The sequence below is a fragment of the Dysgonomonas sp. ZJ279 genome, assembly GCF_011039205.1.
Classification (GTDB): domain Bacteria; phylum Bacteroidota; class Bacteroidia; order Bacteroidales; family Dysgonomonadaceae; genus Dysgonomonas.
Map to the genome: position 1 here is coordinate 480,638 of NZ_JAAKEL010000001.1, position 16,684 is coordinate 497,321.

The window sequence follows — 16,684 nt, forward strand, 5'->3', positions numbered from 1 at the left end:
TCTTTTACCTGTGTGTCGCTGTACTACTTGTATTCACTCCTATATTTGCGAACGTATCTTTGATTATTCGTATTATAATGGGCGTGCTGTTCTTTGTCTATGGATTGTTTAGGGGATATAGAATGTGGAAGTCATTGTAATTTTTCAGATTAAGATTTTATAAATATAATTTTATTATAATGAAAAAGCTAAGTATTATTTTTTGCACAATAATCATTCTCTTATCATCCTGTGGTGATAGAAGAAAAATAACACGGACTGATACGCTTACCAGCGGTATTGCCGAAATAGCCGTAGATGAGTGTTTTGCACCCATTATACAACAGCAGGTAGATGTTTTTGAAGCACTGAATCCTGATGCTACAATCATTCCTTTATATACAAGTGAAATAGGAATGTTTGATTTATTTATGAAAGATAGCTTGCGGTTGATTATCGCTGCACGCGAACTGACGCAAAACGAGATAAATGTAATAAAAGACCGGCAACGTACTCCTCGGTCTCAAAAAATAGCAACAGATGGTATTGCTATCATTGTAAACAAGGCTAATACAGATACACTTGTTTCTGTAGCCGATTTGAAAAAAATATTTACCGGAGAAGTTCGTACATGGAATGAACTCCGCCCCGGTTCTTCATTAGGAGATATTGCCATTGCCTTCGATAGTCCAAATTCGAGCATGGTTCGATATATAAAAGATTCTATCTGCGGAGACGTACCTTTAGGTTCTAACCTACGGGCACGGGCAGAAGACGCACAGCAAACAATTGATATAAATTCGGAACGCACACCTAATCAGATGGTGATTGACTACGTGGCATCTACCCCTAATGCTCTCGGTATAATTGGTGTGAACTGGATTAGTAATCCGTCGGATACCACTAATCTTAGCTTTATAAATAATGTAAGGGTAATGTCTGTTAGCAAAGAAGAAAAAGCGACAGTGAAGGATAGCTATAAGCCTTATCCGTATCAACTTGCATTAGGAAAGTATCCACTAACCAGAGATATTTATGTAATAATTTCGGATGTTAGCGGTGGTTTAACATCAGGTTTTGTTACCTTTGTTGCTGGTGATCAGGGACAACGTATGATTACAAAAGCAGGACTGTTGCCCGCAACTCGTCCGATGCGATTGATACGTGCAAATCCTGGGTTTGTAAAATAATATTAGCATAAACAAATTAATCTAAATATATATAAGACAGTATGAAGATGAAGTATTTATTAAGTTCATTATTAAGTTTGGCAATTAGCTTGACAGCATTTGCTCAAAATAGCCCGGGTGCAGATTACTTTGCGTTGGGAGAGATAAAATTAGCGAAAGAGTATTTTACAAAGAATATTGGACAAACACCCGCTGAGTCCTATTATTATTTGGGTGAAATAGCTTTTCTTGAAGGTAATATGACAGAAGCTAAAACCAACTTCGAAAAAGGTTTGGCCGCTGATCCACTATCTGCTTTCAATGCAATTGGTTTGGCTAAATTAGAATTGAAATCTAATACAAAAGTAGCAGAAGATCAATTATCTGAAATTTTTAAGAAAAATAAAAAAGACGTTTCTGTTATTCTTGCAATAGCTAAAGCATATTCAGATAATGGAATGACTGAAAAAGCTACTGCAAAAGTAGAAGATGCCCGTAAGGCAAATAAAAAATCTCCGTACATCTATATTTTTGAAGGAGATCTTTTAGCAAAAGCTGGTAAAGCCGGTGATGCAGCTATGCAATACGATCAGGCGATCAACTTTGATCCTAATTGTGTATTAGCTTATGTTAAAGGGGCTAGGGTTTATGAGTCTATCAATCCTACTACAGCAATAGGAATGCTTAAGAAAGTAACTGCAATCCGTCCGGATTATAAAATTACTTACAGATATCTAGGGAAATTGTATTATGCAAATGGTTTTTATGCTGAAGCAATAGCTGCATATAAAGAATACTTTAGCGCTGGCGACTATACTGTTGCTGATATTATTGATCTTGCAGCAGCTCAATATTTTTCTAAAAATTATGGCGATGCTGTAACTGTTATCAATGAAGGTCTTGGTCGTGAGGCTGACAATTTCGTGCTAAATCGTCTATTGATGTATAGCGATAACGAATTGAAAGAATATGACGAAGGTATGGCTGTTGGTCAAAAGTTCTTCAGTATTCCAAGAGATACAGCAAAATATATCGTTCAGGATTATATGACTTATGGTAATATTCTAAGTGAGGCTGGTCAAAAAATAGATGCTATTGCTCAATACAAAAAAGCAATAGAGTTAGATCCTTCTAAAATAGAATTGAATAAAGAGATTGCTATTATCTTAGCAAACGAATCAATGAATGCAGAAGCTGCAGAGTTTTATAAAAAATATATCGAACTTATGGGAGAGAAAGCAGAAGCATCTGATTTCTTCCAACTAGGTCGTTATTATTATATGGCAGGAACAGCTGCATCCAAAGATTCTACTCTAACAGCCCAAGCTCCTGCTATGTTTAAGGACGCTGATGCTGCTTTTGCTATTGTTGCAGAGCGTATACCTGAAAGCCACTTGGGTAACCTGTGGAGAGCCCGCACGAATGCATCACTTGACCCTGAGACTATACAAGGTTTGGCGAAACCATATTATGATGAAACTGTAAGAATTATCACAGCTAAAAATGATGGTGAGAATACTAGAGAGTTAATTGAAGCTTACCGATATTTAGCTTACTATTATTATGTACAGTTTGATGCAACAGGAAGCGCAGAAGCAAAAGCGAATACAAAACTTAATTGTGAAAAGCTACTGGAACTAGATCCGGAAAACTCTGTTGGTTTGCAGTTGCTTGAAGTTGTAAAATAAAAGAACTGAAATTTATAAATATTAAGAGTTCGCACAACATTGTGCGAACTCTTTTTTTGTAGATATGTGTCCATCTGTATAAAAAGTTCTATCTTTGTATCAAATTTCGTGGAGGGATTTGTATGATTGCAACCACATAAAAAAAATGCTAAACCATTTTATGCAAGCTGCGCATATTATCTTTCCTTTTTTTAATTAGATAAATTGATTAAAATGAGTTATTTATTTACTTCTGAATCCGTTTCGGAGGGACACCCGGATAAAGTAGCTGATCAAATATCAGACTCTTTATTAGACGAATTTCTGGCATACGATGCCGAATCGAAAGTAGCTTGCGAAACCCTTGTAACAACAGGTCAGGTCGTATTAGCCGGAGAGGTTAAGTCAAAAGCATATATAGATATTCAAGAGACAGCTCGTAAAGTAATAGAACGTATCGGTTATACCAAAAGTGAGTATCAGTTCGAAGCTAAATCGTGTGGTGTACTATCTGCTATACATGAACAATCGGACGATATAAACAGAGGAGTTGACGGACGAATCGATCCAATGGATCAAGGGGCCGGAGACCAGGGGATGATGTTCGGCTACGCAACTAACGAGACTGATAACTATATGCCTCTTGCATTGGATTTGTCCCATGCATTGCTTTTCGAATTGGCAGCTATACGCAAGAATGAGCTTCATTTGATGCCTTACTTACGTCCTGATGCTAAATCGCAGGTTACGATCGAATATGATGACAATGGAACCCCCTTGCGTATAGATACGATCGTTATTTCTACACAACATGATGATTTTGCTGATGATGTTACTATGCAAAGTCAGATTAAGAATGATGTAATAAATATTCTGGTTCCACGTGTAAAGTCTAAATATAAGACCAGAGAAGATGTGATAAGCCTGTTTACAGATGATATTACATATCATGTCAATCCTACAGGTCGTTTTGTAATAGGAGGACCTCACGGTGATTCTGGTTTGACAGGGCGGAAGATTATTGTGGATACTTATGGTGGAAAAGGTGCTCATGGAGGTGGTGCTTTTTCAGGTAAAGATCCATCTAAAGTAGACCGTTCGGCTGCTTACGCAGCTCGTCATATTGCTAAAAACTTAGTGGCTGCAGGTGTTTCATCAGAAGTGCTGGTTCAAGTTTCATATGCGATCGGTGTTGCTAAGCCTATGAATATTTATGTAAATACTTATGGTAAGAGTAATGTCGCTATGGCAGATGGAGAAATTGCGAAAGTAATAGACCGTATGTTCGATATGCGTCCAAAAGCAATCGAAGAGCGCTTAAAACTTCGTAATCCTATCTATTCGGAAACAGCTGCTTATGGTCATATGGGACGAGAGCCCCAGATTGTAACCAAAGAATTCAAATCTCGTTATAATCCTAAGGGTATTATCCGTGAAGTGGAGTTGTTTACATGGGAGAAGTTAGACTATGTAGATGCTATTAAGAAAGAATTTAATTTATAATAAATAATATAAAAAGGTACATCCCTGTAGATTTCTAACAGGTATGTGCCTTTTCTTATCTCGTCTAATACATTGGTTAAAGATTCGATCTCATATATTGATGTTAGTGATGGAACTCGTGTTGCGATGCAGGATTCTCTTCACTTAGACTTTTACCGTCTTAGGCAAGTGAGTATGGGTGATACAGCAAGCCTGTCGAAGGATGGATTGCCATATTATTACACAAGTAAAGGCGACTCGACTAATAATAAAGGTCACGAGGGAAGCTTGCTGCCATTCGCATTGGAACAGACAGATGGTGTCTTCGGACTTCTCCTGTTGTGTTTTCTGTTCTTTGCCCACTTATACAATGGAGGTTTTAATTTTCTGAAAGAAAATATACGTTTAATTTTCTCTTCCGAAAAAAGCTATAGGGTGCACCGTCAAACTACGGTAAAAGAGATTTTCTATTCCTATTTTCTTATTTTTCAGGCAATAGTGCTAATCTCTATTTGCTTGTATGATGTATTTATGGAATATAGTCCATTGGGCAGGGAATCGCAGACACCTTTTATAACAATAGCTTCCTTTATAGTGTTAATATCCATTTTCCTTCAATTGAAGATTCACTTATATAAATTTATGGGATATGTATTTGACGCCAAGTCTCTCGCGTTGTCTTGGATTCGGACCTATATTGTTGTATTTGAGTTATTAGGTATACTGTTCTTTCTGCCGACGTTGGTGCTTATTTATTCGGAATATTGGCACTTTTTTGTTATCGGATTTATGTTAATTTTATTTCTAATATCTCAAATAATACTTTTTTATAGGATAATAATCTATTTTATATCCGAAAAATTTAACTTTTTGTATTTGATTGCCTACCTTTGCACTATCGAAATATTACCTTATGTGTTTTTAGCGCTGGGGTTGGTTTATTTATATAGATTTGATGTATTAAATGTACTATGGCTCTTAAAGTAAAAAAAATATTGGTGTCGCAACCGGCACCTCAAACAGAGAAATCGCCATATTTTGACATCGCGGAAAAATATCATTTGCAAATGGATTTTCGTCCATTCATAAGAGTGGATGGTTTGGATGCAAAAGAATTTAGGCAACAGCGTATCAATATACAAGATTATTCTGCTGTAGTGTTTACAGCTAAAGTGGCAATAGATCACTTTTTCTCTCTATGTGAGGAACTAAGGATACCAATGCCCGAGACGATGAAATACTTCTGTATATCAGAGTCGGTAGCTTTGTATTTGCAAAAATATATAGTATATAGAAAACGTAAAATTTTCTTTAGTGCTACGGGTAAAATGGATGGTTTGGCAACAGCGCTGACCAAGCATAATAAAGAAAAGTTTATAGTTCCGGTATCGGATGTGCATAGTGATGATCTCATTAATGTGCTGGATGACAAAAAAGCTGAATACACAAAAGCAATCATGTATCGTACGGTAAGTAATAATATTACTCAGGATGAAATATTGTCTTACGATATGTTGATATTTTTTAGTCCGGCAGGTATTTTATCATTGCAGAAAAATGCACCAGACTTCAAGCAGGGAGATATAGCTATCGGATGTTTCGGAGCGGCAACGGCTAAGGCTGTACGCGATGCAGGTCTGCGTCTCGACTGTGAAGCACCTCTGCCAGGAATGCCATCGATGACGGCTGCATTAGAGGCTTTTATAAAAGAAAATCATAAAAGTAAATAAAACATTTACATATAATAATAGAGAAAGCTTAACTTTACGGTTAGGCTTTTTTTATATGCTTATTTATGGAAATTTGGGACGAAGATTTAGGTGAAATTAAATTGATAAAGAGCAATCGTGCTCAACAAATTACTGTTCGTGCTAAGAATGGTGCTTTGCAATTGACTCATCCTCATTTCGTAGGATTGGGGGCTATTGAAGCGGCAGTTCGAGAAATGAAACCACGATTGTTGAAACTGAAAGAAAAATCACCACCTCAATTAATCTTTACACCACAAACTGAATTTAATGCTATTAGCTTTCAGCTCGACTTAAGGGAAAACACATGTGATAACTATTACATGAAATTAAAAAGTGGCGTTTTGTCTATTACGTGTCCTGCTAACTGTAATTTCGAAGATTCGGAAGTGCAGTCTAATATTCGTAACGGAATCGAAAAAGCACTCCGATTCGAAGCAAAGCGACTATTTCCACAAAAGGTAAAAGAGCTTGCCCAAGCTCATGGTTTTACGTATTCTGATGTCAAAATAAATAAAAGTCGTACGCGCTGGGGAAGTTGCTCTTCGAAGAAAAGCATAAACCTATCTTATTTCTGTATGATGATTCCCGAGCATTTGACTGACTTTGTCATTTTACATGAGCTTTGTCATACCATAGAAATGAATCATGGCGACAGATTCTGGAAGCTGCTCGATAAGGTTTCGGCAGGTAGGGCAAAAGCCTTGACGCAGGAACTAAAGTCGATCAAATTAAATTGGTAATATCTTAAATAAGTGAACTTTTGCCGAAGCTCAAGGGTAGTAGCCGCTTTATTGAATCCACTTCACATATCTTACTTTTCCCATACATTACTATTTTTATCGGATGGTTGTAGCGATTCTCTACTTCTAGAAGTGTCTGTCTGCACGAACCGCAAGGTGTACAAGGATTATCGGTATATGCGCCATCATGATATGCTGCAACGGCAATAGCTTCCACTGCAATGTCAGGATATTGAGAATTGGCATGAAATATGGCTACTCGCTCGGCGCATAGCCCCGAAGGATAGGCGGCATTCTCCTGATTGTTGCCTGTTATTATTTTTCCGTTCGCGAGTAATATTGCCGCTCCTACATGAAACTCAGAATAGGGAGCATAAGCATCCTTTGCTGCCAGTTTAGCCTTATCTATAAGTTTTTTTATGTTTTCGTTACACTCTTCAAAGCTGTAAACTAGTATCTTTGTTGTCAGATTTAAATTTTCCATAATTTACTGTCTATATTAAAATATTGAATGTTGTACTTCCAAGACGAAGAGATTGCTGCATTTATACTAAAAATAATAATAAATAGGTCTTCGGCCTTAATATTCTCAAATATATGAAATATCCTTCGATTGCCTTATCCAAATTGATTGTTTTATCGGTTCTGATTTTATTGCCAACCATATCTGCTTTTTCTCAGGCAAAACGCTATAAAACATACGATGACTATATTGATACATACAAAGGGATTGCGATCGATCATATGAAAAAATATAAAATACCTGCCAGTATCACACTCGCACAGGGATTGTTAGAATCGGGAGCAGGTAAAAGCTCTTTGACTCAAAGTTCTAATAATCACTTCGGTATTAAATGTCATAACGATTGGAAAGGCGAAAAAGTTTATAAAGCAGACGATACACCTAACGATTGTTTCAGAAAATATAAGAAGGCAGAGGAATCATACGACGATCATTCCCGCTTTTTGGCGGAAAAACCTCGTTATAAGAATCTTTTTGCCTTAGAGATAACTGACTATAGAGGTTGGGCAAAAGGTTTGCAACAGGCTGGTTATGCAACCGACAAGGCTTATGCTAATAAGTTGATCAAGCTGATAGAAGACTATGAATTGTATCAACACGATCGTCAAGGTAAGAGCGCTTCTAAAATAAAAAAGGAAGAAGAACGGTTCATTCAACAAAACTATAAGCACACACCATACAAAACACATAATCTGGTCTATGTTCTTGCTCAAGATGGTGATACCTATGAAGCTATTGCGGTAGAATTTGGTTTCAAGCCGAAAGACTTGTATAAGCACAACGAAGTACCCGAAGGTTTCCCGTTGAAAGCAGGAGACTTGGTGTATTTCGAGAAAAAGAAATCGAAAGCAGATAAGCCATATTATGAGCATACAGTACAAGTCGGAGAGTCTATGCATAGCATATCCCAGTTGTACGGAATTAAGGTGAAGAACTTATATAAAATGAACAAAAAAGACTTCGAATACGTTCCAGAGGAAGGAGATGTCCTTAAATTAAGATAAATTAGGAACTAAAAGAAATCGAAGTGATGAAGCGTTTATTAATAGCGTTGATACTTGCTGCTTCTACGTCGGCTCTATATGCGCAGGCGCAGACGGAAGATGCAGACGAGAACAAGGATAAAATGGAAAACAACAAATGGTATCTGAAAGGTATAAGCGGTTTAAACTTCTCGCAAACGAGCCTCAGTAACTGGGCGGCTGGAGGAGATAATGCTTTTGGTGGTAATCTTTACCTTAACGGATCATTAAACCGAAAGAGCGGGAATTGGCTTTTCGCAAATACATTCGCATTCGAATATGGACTGAATAATACAGCATCTGCCGGAACTCAAAAAACAGTTGACAGGCTCGAATTTTCGTCTCAATTAGGATACTCTACCGATCATATATGGTATTATACAGTGATGGGGGATTTCAGGTCTCAATTCGCTAAAGGATTTAATTATCCTGACAAAACGAATTATATATCGAAATTTATGGCTCCGGCCTATTCCAACATATCTGTGGGCTTGGAGTATAGACCCAATAAGATATATTCTGTTTATATGTCGCCTATAGCGACTAAGTTGACATTCGTCGAAGACGATTTCTTATCAGGTATAGGTGCTTTTGGCGTTGATCCGGGAGATCGTTTTATGGCCGAAATGGGTGCTTTTTTCAAGATAAGAGCGCAAAGACCCCTTATGGAGAATGTAAGTGCAATAACTGTTGCCGACTTTTTTACCGCTTATGACAGTTCTTTCGGAAATATTGATATTAACTGGGATTTGATGATCAATATGAAAATAAACAAATACCTGTCGGCAACAATCAGTACCAGCCTGAAATATGATGATGATGTTAAGATCAAATCATTTGACGAACAAGGGCAATTAAGTACAAGAGGACCAAGGGTGCAGTTTAAAGAGGTAATAGGAGTTGGGCTCGCCTACAATTTTTAAGGAGAGATAATTGATTGATATATGAATGGCACTAATCTATGGTTAGTGTCATTTTTTATTTAACTTTGGTATAAAAATTAGAATCTAATGAAGAAAATAGCATTGATAACAGGAGCGACATCCGGTATTGGTAGGGCGATAGCCGTTAAATTAGCTCAAGAGGGGTGCAATTTGATTATTACAGGACGAAGGGCAGATCGTTTGTCTGAATTACAAAAAGAAATTCAAGATAAATCGGAAGTAAAAGTGCTGACTCTCAATTTTGATGTCAGAGTTTATAAAGAAGTAGAGGATTCATTGTCAAATTTACCGAAGGAATGGAAGGATATCGATATTCTTGTCAATAACGCAGGCTTAGCAGTCGGACTCAATCCTATCCATCAGGGAGTCGTTGACGATTGGGAGCGAATGATAGATACCAATGTGAAGGGCTTGCTTTATGTAACACGCCTTGTTACACCGGGAATGGTAGAGCGTAAATCAGGGCATATTATCAACCTTTGTTCTATTGCAGGAAAGGACTCTTATGCAAACGGCAATGTTTATTGTGCAACCAAACATGCAGTAGATGCTTTAAGCAAGGGAATGCGAATCGATTTATTGCCTTATAATATAAAGGTAACTCAGATTTGTCCCGGAGCAGTGGAAACCGAATTTTCACTGGTTCGTTTCAAAGGTGATGAGTCTAGGGCGAATCAGGTGTATAAAGGATTTACTCCACTTTTTGCCGATGATATAGCGAATGCTGTTTTTTATGCTGTTTCTCAACCAACTCATGTGGACATACAAGATATGTTGGTGATGCCGACTGCTCAGGCGACGGGAACGATTTTTCATAAAGAAGGATAAGAAAAGTCAGTTATAATATAGAATAGAGTATGCTTTAGTAATAAAGTATGCTCTTTTTCGTTTTTTACCTACCTTTGTGTTTAAATAAAAAGAACTCATGCGAATAGATATAATAAGCGTACTGCCCCAGATGTTTACCGGATTAATTGATTGCTCGATTCTCAAACGTGCACAAGAAAAAGGTTTGGCAGAGATTGTAATCCATAACTTACGCGATTATACAACCGATAAACACCGTAAGGTAGACGATTATCCGTTTGGTGGCGAGGCTGGTATGGTTATGCAAATAGAGCCGATAGATAATGCAATATCATATCTGAAAAAACAACGGGTTTATGATGAAGTGATCTATACTTCTCCCGATGGAGAGGTTTTCAATCAGCCGATGGCAAACCAGATGTCTTCGTATGAAAATATAATTATACTTTGCGGACATTATAAAGGAATTGACTATCGTATACGTGAGCATCTTATTACGAAAGAGGTGTCTATCGGAGATTTTGTTCTTACCGGAGGTGAATTGGCGGCAGCTGTGATGGCCGATGCTATTGTGCGTCTGATACCGGGAGCAATAGGGGACGAGCAATCGGCTTTGTCTGATTCTTTTCAGGATAATTTATTGGCACCGCCTGTTTACACTCGTCCGGCAGAATATAAGGGATGGAAAGTACCCGAAATATTACTATCGGGGCATCAGGCTAAAATAGATGATTGGAAGTTGCAACAGGCTATGGAGCGTACCGAGCGTTTGCGCCCTGGTCTATTGGATAAAAAATATTAAACTTAAAACTTAATTTTTACTGTTACTCGTTGCGAAGCCACAGTCCATTTAGATCCGGATAAAATTAAGCGGATAGCTTCTTTATCGCAGGTTTGGCACAAGCTTTGTTTTATATTTAATTGATAAGGCTGCCCTTTTTCGTCAATAGAGAATTCTACAACGACTTCGCCTTTCACATCCTTACATGCTTCGTCGGTAGGTCTTACTAAAGAAGATATTAAATAAGCATCGTATTTCTCATAACCAATTATCGGTTGAGGGATTGGAGCGCTGGCGGCCACAGTCGGAACTGCTTGGTCTGCCTGAATATTCTTCATTCTGGAGGCCAATTTATTGCTATTACCCTTTTTAACAAAATGTTCTTCCTCTTCTTTTCTTATTTCTTTAGAAACCGAACTGCTTGCATATCCGGCAGCGGGTGCTTCTGTTACTACCATTTCAGCAAGAAGATTATCGCTACTGTCCATCGCAATTTGTCCGACAGTAATACTTTCATCTATATCAGCCGCTATGGCAGCCATCGGACTATTTTGGGCAAGGAGGGGTTCAGGCTCGTTTGCCGATTGTCGGATTGCATTTTTGTATTCTTTATTATTCTCGCTCGGTACGTATATATCAATAGGGTTATTCTCTGCAAGTAAAGTTCCGGCCAGCATTTCAAGTTCGGATTGAGATACATTCGAATCTATATCTTCGTCAACTGTAAAACGATTTATATTAGGCTTGTATTTTCTTACCAGTACAGTATTTGTTTGAGCAATTATTGCTATGTTTTCCACATAGAATTGTTCAGGTACATATATTTCTATGAGTCCCGCATAATTAGCTTCCTGTGCATGAAGATCACTTTTGTGTCCATTTACAAGAAAATAACCCCCAATTCCTAGCAAAAGCACAATACTTGCGGCAGCACTTTGCCAGATAGAGCGACGCTGCCCCATCCTGCTCGATCTTGCACCGATCAGATTTTGTATTTTATTAATTCGGGCGAGATGATCATCGTCTATACTGTCAAATCCTTCGATGGCTTCGGACAAAAAAGAATCCTTCATCGCATCTTTTTCAATTCGATTAGCATCTTTACCTCTTCTTTGTCCTTTTATGTAGTCTAATAAACTCATACCTTCAGATTCTTTTCTATACAGATTTTCAGATTCCGCTTTCCATTTTGAATATAGCTTTTTACACTTTTCAGATTAAATCCCGTTTCATCAACAATATCGACATATGATTTATCCTCATAGAAAAATTTGGACACCGATATACGCTGAGGTTCGGGGAGTTTTTCTAAACATTGATTCAGTGCAGTCTCTTTATCATTATCTATATCTTCGCTAAATAGATCCAAAGTGTCATCGGATTCCATAAGCTGCGAATCAAAATTAACGATAATTTCTTTTTTGTTTTCTCTCAGTATGTGGAAACAATGATTTGTGACAACGCTATATAGCCAATTTTTGAATATCTTGATTTCATATCCTGCAATTCTTGTCGACAGGTTTTCATATATGTCTATAACAGCATCCTGCGACCCTTCCGGCTGCTGCAGATACTTGAGGCATAGACCATATATAAGAGGAATATAACGTTCGTAAAGCTGTTGGAAATACTCAGCCTTACCCGTTTGTTTGAAATTAGCGAGTAGTTCTTCGTCGCTATATTCCTGCATTTTATTTTTATGTGAGCTGAAAAATCGCAATAAATTTCTTTTTAGCACAAATCTACATGATTTTATGTAATATGCAAATTGTTTTCTGTAATGATACTAAGTGAGTGGCTTTGACAATTTGTCCGTAGATATCCAGATTGTGTTGTTATAATATAGTTAAAATGATTGATAATGTTAAATTTTGATTACAATTTAACCACAATAGTAAAAAAGTATGGATGAAGTTTGTTTAAGTTTTAATAATTGTGTATTTTTGAACTAGTTAATGGTATATATGACCACATATTTCTAAACAAATTTGTTATGAAGGAGAAGATAGGAACAAATGCCGGTGTAATCTGGACACATTTAGATGCCGGAGGTAAAAAAACGTTGAAAGACATAAAAAAAGCTAGTAAACTAACAGAAAAAGATATGTACGCAGCTTTGGGTTGGTTGGCAAGAGAAGGTAAGATTGCTTTCAATGAGTTGAAGGACGATATTGAAGTAGTATTGCTTTAATTGAGAGAATAACATAGGAAAAAGGCAGTTTGCAGTATTAGCAACTGCCTTTTTTGTATTATTATCTATATTCTTGCGCTTAAGCATGAATTTAGAAGAGTAATATTTTGTATATTTGTGAGCAATTTTTATTTTTGTGTTACATTTAGTTGTGTTATGGCAGAAAAAGATGAAAAGCTCTTAGCTGAATTTGAATTAAGAATGAGGCAGCTTATGTTTTTCTGTGATTCTCTTAAGTCGGAAAATATTCGTCTTAAGCATGAGATTGCACAGAAGGATATAGCAATTGAATCTTTGACGAAAGAAGCAGAACAACTAAAAATAAAATATGATAATCTGAAGTTTGCAAAATCGTTTTCGTCACCCGATAGTGATGAAATGCAAATAGCTAAAAAACGATTATCGAAATTAGTGCGAGATGTAGATAAGTGCATCGCCATATTGAAAAGCTAAATAATGTTGAATTATGGACGAGCATTTAATAATTAATCTACGAGTAGCTGATATGAGGTATCCTCTCAAAGTAAAGAGGAAAGAAGAAGAAATGTATCGGAGAGCTGCAGATGAAATAGATTATAAACTAGGTCAATATAAGAATTATTTTACAGGCCAATCGTCGCAACCTTTGCGTAGCGCCGATTATATGGCAATGACAGCGATACAGGCTGTAACAGAGAAAACAGAGCATCAAATGCGTGTAGAGCTGTTTGAAGCTAAACTGAAAGAGTTGACACTTGAATTGGATAGTTATCTCAGGAATCTGTAAGAATAAATCCGGATATTGGGCAGCTATATGGCACTGATTGTAAGTAAAGGACTTGATTCCTATGCTTCAGTTGGTGTTTTTTTATTGAGTGAAAATGAAAAACCAAATTAGAAACTATTGATTTATAAATAAAAGTATAAAATTATGAATATATTATTTATTGTTATAGCCTTTCTTGTCGGTGCAATACTGACCTGGCTGACTTTGAATTTTATGGCAAATTCGAAGTTTAAGCGTCAGGTAAAGGAAGCTGAACAAGAAGCCGAGGTGATTAAGAAAAATAAGCTGTTGGAGGTTAAAGAACAGGCTTTGCATATGAAGTCGGAGTTCGAAAAACAAGTAAACAGCCGTAATTCGAGATTACAAGTTGCCGAAAACAAAATTAAGCAAAAAGAACTAAGTCTTAATCAAAGACAAGAAGAGCTTCAGCGTAAAAAGAACGAAGCTGACACGATTAAGGCAAACTTGGAAACACAACTGGAGGTTGTAGAGAAAAGAAAACTGGATCTAGATAAGCTTCACAAACAGGAAGTTGAACGATTGGAAGCATTGTCTGGATTGTCAGCTGACGAGGTGAAAGAGAAGTTGGTTGAGGCTTTGAAAGATGAAGCTCAAACACATGCCCAATCTTATATCAACGATATAATGGAAGAGGCTAAAATGACAGCGAATAAAGAAGCTAAAAAGATTGTCGTTCAATCTATCCAACGTGTGGCTACGGAAACTGCTATCGAAAATGCAATTACAGTATTCCATATAGAATCTGACGAAATAAAGGGTCGTATCATCGGTCGTGAGGGTAGAAATATCCGTGCGCTCGAAGCTGCTACAGGTATCGAGATAGTAGTAGATGATACCCCTGAGGCAATTGTGCTTTCAGGATTTGATCCTGTAAGGCGCGAGATCGCCCGTTTGGCTCTTCATCAACTGGTTGCAGATGGTCGTATCCATCCTGCCCGTATCGAAGAGGTTGTGTCTAAGGTGAAGAAACAAATCGAAGAAGAAATTATCGAAACAGGAAAACGTACTACCATCGATTTAGGTATACATGGTTTGCATCCTGAGTTGATCCGTCTTGTCGGTAAAATGAAATATCGTTCGTCTTACGGACAAAATCTGTTGCAACATGCTCGTGAAACGGCTAATCTTTGTGCTATTATGGCTGCAGAGTTAGGGTTGAACGTGAAGAAAGCAAAACGCGCGGGTCTATTGCATGATATAGGTAAAGTGCCTGATGATGAGCCAGAATTACCTCATGCTTTATTAGGTATGAAACTGGCAGAGAAATACAAAGAAAAACCTGATGTATGTAATGCTATTGGCGCCCATCATGACGAAGTAGAGATGACAACGCTTCTTGCTCCTATTGTGCAAGTATGTGATGCTATATCCGGTGCTCGTCCGGGGGCTCGTCGTGAAATTGTGGAGGCTTATATCAAGCGATTGAATGATCTGGAGCAATTGGCTCTTTCGTATCCGGGTGTTTTGAAGACATACGCAATTCAGGCAGGACGCGAATTGAGAGTTATTGTCGGAGCTGATAAAGTAGATGATATCGAAACAGAAAAATTATCGACAGATATTGCAAAACGTATTCAGGATGAAATGACTTATCCGGGTCAGGTTAAAATTACGGTTATCCGTGAAACCCGTTCGGTAAGCTATGCTAAATAAGTAGAGCAAAATATAATAAAAGATATAAAGAGGTTTCCACGATGGAAACCTCTTTGTTTTTATAAGAATTAAAAACAGAATAATAGTTTTGAGTATAAAGGTTATTTTGATTACTTTTGCAATAACCTAAAACTTTATAATCATTCATATTTCACCGAATAAATTAAGATTATGGCATACAAAATAGCAGTTTTTGACGCGAAGCCTTACGATCAGGCGATGTTCACCAAAGTGAATGAAGAGTATGGGTTTGAATTGACATTTTACAAAGAACACTTAGATATACACAACGTAATTCTGGCCAGCGGATACGACGCTGTTTGCATATTTGTGAACGCAGTAGTTGATGCCAAAGTAGTGGATAGGTTATGTGCTTATGGTGTAAAACTTATTGCATTAAGATGCGCCGGGTTTAATAATGTAGATATTGCTGCTGCGGCAGGCCGCATTAAGGTTGTTCGGGTTCCAGAATATTCTCCGCATGCTATTGCCGAACACACATTAGCACTGATGCTTTGCTTAAATAGAAAAGTACATCGTGCATTCCTGAGAACACGTGATGGAAACTTCTCTCTGAATGGATTTCAGGGATTCGATATGAACGGAAAAACTGTAGGTGTTATTGGTACAGGAAAGATTGGTAAGACTGTGGTGGGTGTATTGAAGGGACTGGGAATGAAAGTCCTTGCTTATGATTTATACCCTGATAATGCATTTGCAGAACGCGAGAATATAAAATATGTGACTCTTGACGAACTCTATACCAATTCGGATGTTATAACTTTACATTGCCCTCTGACTAAAGAAACGGAATATCTGATTTGTGATGAGTCGATCTCGAAAATGAAAGACGGCGTAATGATTATCAATACCGGTAGAGGGAAGCTTATAAATACGAAACATTTGATAGATGGGCTGGTAAGCCGAAAAATAGGCTATGCAGGTTTGGATGTTTATGAAGAAGAAGGTGCATATTTTTACGAAGACTATTCAGATAGTATTATGACGGATGAGGTGCTGGCACGTTTGTTATCATTTAACAATGTTATATTGACTTCGCATCAGGCATTCTTTACGGATGAGGCAATGTCTAATATTGCGCATACCACAATGGATAATATTAAAGATTTCTTTGAAGGAAAGGAATTGAAGAACGAAGTTGCTTATAAGGCCTAAAGGAAAACTGCT

Annotated in this window: 18 protein-coding genes; 15 read left to right on the forward strand and 3 right to left on the reverse strand. The window is 37.4% G+C overall.

Annotated features, from left to right (window positions below):
- The first annotated feature begins 179 nt into the window (after positions 1-179).
- The 6 genes from G7Y57_RS02155 (at position 180) to G7Y57_RS02180 (ending at position 6,788) form a co-directional block, all read left to right on the forward strand.
- On the forward strand, positions 180-1,169 hold the full coding sequence (locus G7Y57_RS02155) for a PstS family phosphate ABC transporter substrate-binding protein (protein ID WP_165020525.1): 990 nt from the start codon (positions 180-182) through the stop codon (positions 1,167-1,169).
- Between the two features lie 47 nt (positions 1,170-1,216).
- Complete coding sequence (locus G7Y57_RS02160; RefSeq protein ID WP_255491308.1) at positions 1,217-2,836, forward strand: tetratricopeptide repeat protein; 1,620 nt, start codon at positions 1,217-1,219, stop codon at positions 2,834-2,836.
- Positions 2,837-3,049: 213 nt separating this feature from the next.
- Positions 3,050-4,318, forward strand: a complete 1,269-nt coding sequence (gene metK, locus G7Y57_RS02165) for a methionine adenosyltransferase (RefSeq protein WP_165020527.1) — start codon at positions 3,050-3,052, stop codon at positions 4,316-4,318.
- A 45-nt stretch (positions 4,319-4,363) separates the two neighbouring features.
- Positions 4,364-5,284: a DUF4271 domain-containing protein gene (locus tag G7Y57_RS02170; RefSeq protein ID WP_255491309.1), complete on the forward strand. Its 921-nt coding sequence runs from the start codon at positions 4,364-4,366 to the stop codon at positions 5,282-5,284.
- Positions 5,269-6,027 carry a uroporphyrinogen-III synthase gene (locus tag G7Y57_RS02175; RefSeq protein WP_165020528.1) on the forward strand — a complete coding sequence of 253 codons (759 nt, stop codon included), beginning with the start codon at positions 5,269-5,271 and terminating at the stop codon, positions 6,025-6,027. Before G7Y57_RS02170 ends, G7Y57_RS02175 begins: the two co-directional genes overlap by 16 nt.
- A gap of 65 nt (positions 6,028-6,092) precedes the next feature.
- Positions 6,093-6,788 (forward strand): M48 family metallopeptidase, encoded by a 696-nt coding sequence (locus G7Y57_RS02180; protein WP_165020529.1) that lies wholly within the window; start codon positions 6,093-6,095, stop codon positions 6,786-6,788.
- 4 nt (positions 6,789-6,792) lie between these two features.
- Here G7Y57_RS02180 and cdd read toward each other — a convergent pair whose 3' ends face one another.
- Positions 6,793-7,272 (reverse strand): cytidine deaminase, encoded by a 480-nt coding sequence (gene cdd / locus G7Y57_RS02185; RefSeq protein WP_165020530.1) that lies wholly within the window; start codon positions 7,270-7,272, stop codon positions 6,793-6,795.
- Between the two features lie 113 nt (positions 7,273-7,385).
- On the opposite strand from cdd, the gene G7Y57_RS02190 reads away from it, so the two are divergent.
- The 4 genes from G7Y57_RS02190 (at position 7,386) to trmD (ending at position 10,886) form a co-directional block, all read left to right on the forward strand.
- The gene (locus G7Y57_RS02190; protein WP_165020531.1) at positions 7,386-8,315 is read left to right on the forward strand and encodes a glucosaminidase domain-containing protein; all 930 of its coding nucleotides are present in this window, start codon (positions 7,386-7,388) and stop codon (positions 8,313-8,315) included.
- A 26-nt stretch (positions 8,316-8,341) separates the two neighbouring features.
- Positions 8,342-9,256, forward strand: a complete 915-nt coding sequence (locus G7Y57_RS02195; protein WP_165020532.1) for a DUF3078 domain-containing protein — start codon at positions 8,342-8,344, stop codon at positions 9,254-9,256.
- Positions 9,257-9,343: 87 nt separating this feature from the next.
- Positions 9,344-10,105, forward strand: a complete 762-nt coding sequence (locus G7Y57_RS02200; RefSeq protein WP_165020533.1) for an SDR family oxidoreductase — start codon at positions 9,344-9,346, stop codon at positions 10,103-10,105.
- Positions 10,106-10,202: 97 nt separating this feature from the next.
- Positions 10,203-10,886, forward strand: a complete 684-nt coding sequence (gene trmD / locus G7Y57_RS02205; protein ID WP_165020534.1) for a tRNA (guanosine(37)-N1)-methyltransferase TrmD — start codon at positions 10,203-10,205, stop codon at positions 10,884-10,886.
- A 2-nt stretch (positions 10,887-10,888) separates the two neighbouring features.
- Here trmD and G7Y57_RS02210 read toward each other — a convergent pair whose 3' ends face one another.
- Positions 10,889-12,007: an energy transducer TonB gene (locus G7Y57_RS02210; RefSeq protein ID WP_165020535.1), complete on the reverse strand. Its 1,119-nt coding sequence runs from the start codon at positions 12,005-12,007 to the stop codon at positions 10,889-10,891.
- A complete protein-coding gene (locus G7Y57_RS02215; protein ID WP_165020536.1) occupies positions 12,004-12,555 on the reverse strand; it encodes an RNA polymerase sigma factor in 552 nt (183 codons plus the stop codon). The genes G7Y57_RS02210 and G7Y57_RS02215 overlap by 4 nt, the downstream gene beginning before the upstream one ends.
- A gap of 303 nt (positions 12,556-12,858) precedes the next feature.
- On the opposite strand from G7Y57_RS02215, the gene G7Y57_RS02220 reads away from it, so the two are divergent.
- The 5 genes from G7Y57_RS02220 (at position 12,859) to G7Y57_RS02240 (ending at position 16,672) form a co-directional block, all read left to right on the forward strand.
- A complete protein-coding gene (locus G7Y57_RS02220; protein ID WP_165020537.1) occupies positions 12,859-13,056 on the forward strand; it encodes a winged helix-turn-helix domain-containing protein in 198 nt (65 codons plus the stop codon).
- 156 nt (positions 13,057-13,212) lie between these two features.
- Positions 13,213-13,509 (forward strand): hypothetical protein, encoded by a 297-nt coding sequence (locus G7Y57_RS02225; protein ID WP_165020538.1) that lies wholly within the window; start codon positions 13,213-13,215, stop codon positions 13,507-13,509.
- Between the two features lie 13 nt (positions 13,510-13,522).
- Positions 13,523-13,822 (forward strand): cell division protein ZapA, encoded by a 300-nt coding sequence (locus tag G7Y57_RS02230; RefSeq protein WP_165020539.1) that lies wholly within the window; start codon positions 13,523-13,525, stop codon positions 13,820-13,822.
- Positions 13,823-13,966: 144 nt separating this feature from the next.
- Complete coding sequence (rny, locus tag G7Y57_RS02235) at positions 13,967-15,496, forward strand: ribonuclease Y (protein ID WP_165020540.1); 1,530 nt, start codon at positions 13,967-13,969, stop codon at positions 15,494-15,496.
- Positions 15,497-15,667: 171 nt separating this feature from the next.
- Positions 15,668-16,672, forward strand: coding sequence for a 2-hydroxyacid dehydrogenase (locus G7Y57_RS02240; protein WP_165020541.1), 1,005 nt, complete (start codon positions 15,668-15,670; stop codon positions 16,670-16,672).
- Positions 16,673-16,684 lie beyond the last annotated feature (12 nt).